Source organism: Mangrovibacterium sp. (genome assembly GCF_059905295.1).
Map to the genome: position 1 here is coordinate 1 of NZ_JBZQJF010000286.1, position 4875 is coordinate 4875.

Genomic DNA, 4875 nt, shown 5'->3' on the forward strand with positions numbered 1-4875 from the left:
CAATGAAATCAACCACGTTCAATTCCGGATTTTCCAAAATCTCACGCACACCTGCCAACCACTTTTCCATTTCAGCCGATGCCCAACCACCTTTATACTTCCAGTGAGCAGCCAAACCTTTCTCGGCGATCTCATCCATCCGTTTCGTCCGGATCTGTATTTCGACCCACTTTTTATTGGGCCCCAGCACAGTGGCATGCAAACTCTCGTAACCATTTGACTTGGGCACCGTAATCCAATCGCGCATACGCTCCGGATTGGCCTGATACTCTTCGGTAACAATGGAATAAACCTGCCAGCAGTCCGACTTTTCAGCTTGTGCCTCCGACTCCAGAATTACCCGAATTGCAAAGATGTCGTACACTTCCTCGAAAGGGATGCCCGACTTCTTCATCTTGTTCCAGATCGAGTTGATGGCTTTGGTACGAGCCTTCATTTCAAACTTAAAGCCCTTCGACTTTAATTTCTCCTCGATAGGTTTTACAAACTCGGCCACAAAGTTTTTCCGTTCTGTTTCAGATTCTTTCAAACAGTCGGAAACATGCTTGAAATCGTCGGGTGACAAATACTTCAGGCATAAATCAAGCATCTCCGAATTCACGTAATACAAGCCCAAACGGTGGGCCAGCGGTGCATAGAGATGCGAAGTCTCAACGGAAATTTTTTTGATAAAATCTTCCGGGTAATGATCCAGGTGACGCATGACATGCAGGCGGTCGGCAATCTTCACCAAAATTACCCGAACATCGCCGGCCAAAGCCAGCATCAGCTTCCTGTAATTTTCGGAATGCAAGTCAACCGTATCCGTTCCCAAAGCATTAATTTTCGCCATTCCTTCGAGGATCACCCGGACAAAGGAGCCAAACTTCTCTTCGATCTCATTAAAATCCGGACGTTTCGGAACATCTTCGTAAGGCACATTATGCAGCAAACCGGCAATAATAGAGTCCATCCCCAGCCCTATTTCGCGGGCAACCACTTCGGCAACCTCAATGGAATGAATGATAATTGTTTCCCCGGTTTTCCACTTACGCTCTTCCAAAATATCGTAAGCATAATCGAAAGCCCGCTTAACTTCCTGCTGCTCTTTTTCCTGCAGGTTTTCCTTACATGCTTCAGCCAGCGACAGCCAGGCCTTTTCAATACTTTTGTCCATATCTCAATTCAATCTTTAGGATCGTTCATAAAAAAAGGCTACCCTCAGGCAGCCTTTCCAATATTTGGTAATATAAATTACTTAGCTGCAGTAGAGTCAACAAAGGTACGCGTTGCCAGTTCACGATTCAACATGAACAGACCGTTACCCTGGCCGTTAATCAGACGAAGATCGTCGAGAATACCATTTACGGTAGCTTCTTCTTCAACTTGCTCGTCAATAAACCATTGCAGAAAGCTTTGCGTAGCATGATCGCTGGCAGCAACAGCCACATCCGTCAGGTTATCGATCAAAGCAGTAACTTTTTGCTCGTGAGCCAGTGTTTTTTCGAAAGCATCGATAACACTGTCAAATTCCTGATCAACAGCTGCAATTGGTTCCAATAAAACACGTCCGTTACGTTCGTGTACGTAATCAAAAAATTTGTTTGCATGTGTCAATTCTTCCTGGTATTGAATTTTCATCCAGTTTGCGAAACCAGACAATCCTTTTGCCTGAAACCAGGCCGACATTGACATGTATAAATATGCTGAATGCATTTCTGCATTAATTTGAGCATTCAACGCTTTTTCTACGGATTCTTTAAGCATGATGGTTATTTTTTTTAGTGTTTTTCTCAAATATAAAGAATTTCAACCACCGTAGGAACTATACATGCATCAATCATCATTTTTAATATTCTATTTAAAATAGATTTTATCAATGATCACCAAAATCCAGGTTGAAGGTCGTTTTCAGAAGCTGTATCCGCGGGTTTTTCTTCAGCATTTCGGCATAGCGCTGCGAGTCGGTTAAAGGACCATGGCCGCTGGATTCAACCTCTGCAATCTCGGTGATCAATTCGATGCTGGTATTTTGCAGTTCTTTGCGCAACCACGAAACCAGGTCCGGTTTGATCTTACTGATTTCGTTATCGACGATCTCACTATCAATTTTCAACCGCAACTTGCACGAATCGAAAATCTCGGGAGTACGCGACAAGCTGGCTTTCAGAACCGGCCGATCCAGTCGCTGTACATACTCATTCCATTTTTGAGCAAAAGTTTCAGCAGTAAACGGCTCATTGAGCTGCTCGCCACTGTAATACTTCATCTTTTCGATGGCAGTCTCCTCTTCCTGTTCCTCCTGAAATTTACCCGCTAGGGCATCTTTAATAGACGGAGTATAACCACTCCCCCTGCGCTTAATAACGCGACGGGTTGTTACCCGGGGAGTTGTTTCATCGGCAGCGCCTGCCTCCGGGGCTGATGTTGATGTTTGTGTTGCTGCAGGCTTTGCAGCCGGTTTTGTGCCATTCGGAACTTGTGGAGCTGCCTTCACCCCATCAAAAATTGGGGCAAATTCGTCGCTCTCAGTTTCGTCAGCTATTTTTTTTTTAAGCTAAGCTGTGCCATTTTAATAATGGACAGCTCAACCAGTAAGCGTTTGTTCTGGCTTACTTTATATTGAAGATCTGCTTCGTTGCTGACTTTCAGTGCATCGAACAGGAAATCCTGCCCGCAGCTGGCAGCTTGTTGCTTATATTTCTCTTTAATCTCGCCTCCCACTTCGAGCAACTGCACCGTAATCGGGTCTTTACAAACCAGCAAGTCGCGCAGGTGGCTGCTCAGACCGGTGATAAAGTGATGCCCATCAAAACCATGATCGAGCACATCGTTGAATAACATCAGCGAGCCCGGAACATCGTTCTTCAGCAAGGCATCCACCAGGCGGAAATAGTAGTCATAGTCGAGTACATTCAGGTTGGCAATCACATTTTTATAAGTGATGTCCTTGCCTGAGAAGCTCACAATCTGGTCGAAGATTGAAAGGGCATCGCGCATGGCACCATCAGCCTTCTGAGCAATCACATTCAGGGCTTCACCTTCAATATTAACCGATTCGTTTTGGGCAACATAGCCCAGGTGACCGGCAATATCGGAGATCTTAATGCGGTTGAAATCGAAAATTTGACAACGCGACAAGATCGTTGGAATGATTTTATGCTTTTCAGTTGTTGCCAGGATAAACAGCGCATGCTTTGGCGGCTCTTCCAGCGTTTTCAGAAAGGCGTTGAAAGCGGACTGCGAGAGCATGTGAACCTCATCGATGATATAGATACTGTATTTCCCGATTTGCGGCGGGATACGCACCTGGTCGGTCAGGGTACGGATATCTTCAACCGAGTTATTCGAAGCAGCATCCAACTCGTGAATATTGTATGAACGATTGCTGTTGAATGCCTGGCACGACTCGCAAGTGTTGCAAGGTTCGGTTTCGGCGGTGAGGTTCTGACAATTAATTGTTTTGGCGAAAATACGGGCACAAGTAGTTTTTCCTACCCCACGCGGACCACAAAACAGGTAAGCATGAGCCAGTTGGTGATTTTTGATCGCATTCTTCAGCGTTGAAGTAATGGATGCCTGGCCAACTACCGAGTGAAACGTGTCGGGACGATATTTTCGTGCAGAAACAATAAAATTCTCCATAATTTTCCTTGTGAGTTTTCAAAGATAAACATTTTGCCCTATTTCGGGGAGCATAGTTATTAACAGTTGCACGCTTTTTGTCAGGCTTTAGGTGGCTAAACTTTTTCAGCAACAGCCTGTTTTATACAAAACGCCTGAAGCGGGAAATTTTAAGCGCAAAAACCCGTTTATATTCGTGTATGTGGAAAACTCATTCAACTAAAATTGAAACAAGATGAAGAGAATTAACTTGATCCTGGTATTTGTTTTCGCGACTCTTGTGGGTTGCGGACAAAAATCGTTTCACGATTTTACGGTGAAAGACATCGAGGGAAATGATTTCAATATGACCAGCCTGAAAGGGAAAAAGGTATTGGTCGTGAACACCGCTTCGAAATGCGGTCTCACCCCGCAGTACGAAGGGTTGGAAGCCCTGTATAAAAAATACGGCGGCAAAAAGTTTGTGATTGTCGGTTTTCCGGCCAACAACTTTCTGAGCCAGGAACCCGGCACCAATGATGAGATTGCCGAGTTTTGCCAGAAAAATTACGGGGTGAGCTTCCCCATGATGTCCAAAATTTCGGTAAAAGGTGACGATATGGCGCCCATTTACCATTGGCTGACCGAAAAATCAAAAAACGGGCTGGAAGATTCGTCGGTTGCCTGGAACTTCCAGAAGTATATGATTGACGAAAACGGCCAGCTGGTAGGCTATGTAAGTCCGAAAACGGCTCCCGACGATCCGAAAATTGTAAGCTGGATTACCGGAAACTAGTTTCGGACAAACGATAATCTTAAGCAAAAGCTCTGGTCCCGCGATGAGACCGGAGCTTTTCTGTTTGGGAAAGAGGGGTACTTCCACCTGTTCTGCTACCTTCATTCGTGCAAGCTATCCCCACGGGGTCAGAGCCAAACCTACTTACACACCCCCTTTATATTGCCTGTGGATGGTCCCGGAGCTGATGGAAGGGTCCCGGAGCTGATGGAAGGGTCCCGGAGCCGATGGAAGGGTCCCGGAGCCGATGGAAGGGGTACAAGATCCAATTGACGACTCCCCCGGCCAGTTGAATGGGAGAAATGAGTAATGGAAATAGAGAATTGGCCAATGGGACGGTTCCTCTACCCAATTAAATCAAAAAAATGGCCAATGGGACTGTTCCCAAAGCCAATTAATTCAAAAAATTACCTTATGGACGGCATTCTTTGGCCAATGGAGATCAAAATTTAGCCCATGGGACACTTCCGCGGCCCATGGAAGCCCCCAAAGTACCG

Annotated in this window: 5 protein-coding genes; 1 reads left to right on the plus strand and 4 read right to left on the minus strand. The window is 45.6% G+C overall.

What is annotated here, in order from left to right:
• The 4 genes from AC37HE_RS14645 to AC37HE_RS14660 form a co-directional block, all read right to left on the minus strand.
• Window positions 1-1156 (minus strand): RelA/SpoT-related domain-containing protein (locus AC37HE_RS14645; protein WP_500783599.1); only part of this gene is annotated, 1156 nt, incomplete at its 3' end.
• Between the two features lie 77 nt (window positions 1157-1233).
• Window positions 1234-1746: a ferritin gene (locus AC37HE_RS14650; protein ID WP_500783600.1), complete on the minus strand. Its 513-nt coding sequence runs from the start codon at window positions 1744-1746 to the stop codon at window positions 1234-1236.
• A 109-nt stretch (window positions 1747-1855) separates the two neighbouring features.
• Entirely contained in the window at window positions 1856-2476 is a 621-nt protein-coding gene (locus AC37HE_RS14655; protein WP_500783601.1) for a DUF8439 domain-containing protein, read from the minus strand.
• 44 nt (window positions 2477-2520) lie between these two features.
• Window positions 2521-3624, minus strand: a complete 1104-nt coding sequence (locus AC37HE_RS14660) for a DNA polymerase III subunit gamma/tau (protein WP_500783602.1) — start codon at window positions 3622-3624, stop codon at window positions 2521-2523.
• A gap of 214 nt (window positions 3625-3838) precedes the next feature.
• Between AC37HE_RS14660 and AC37HE_RS14665 the strand changes: the two genes are divergently transcribed.
• On the plus strand, window positions 3839-4378 hold the full coding sequence (locus tag AC37HE_RS14665; RefSeq protein ID WP_500783603.1) for a glutathione peroxidase: 540 nt from the start codon (window positions 3839-3841) through the stop codon (window positions 4376-4378).
• Window positions 4379-4875: the final 497 nt, after the last annotated feature.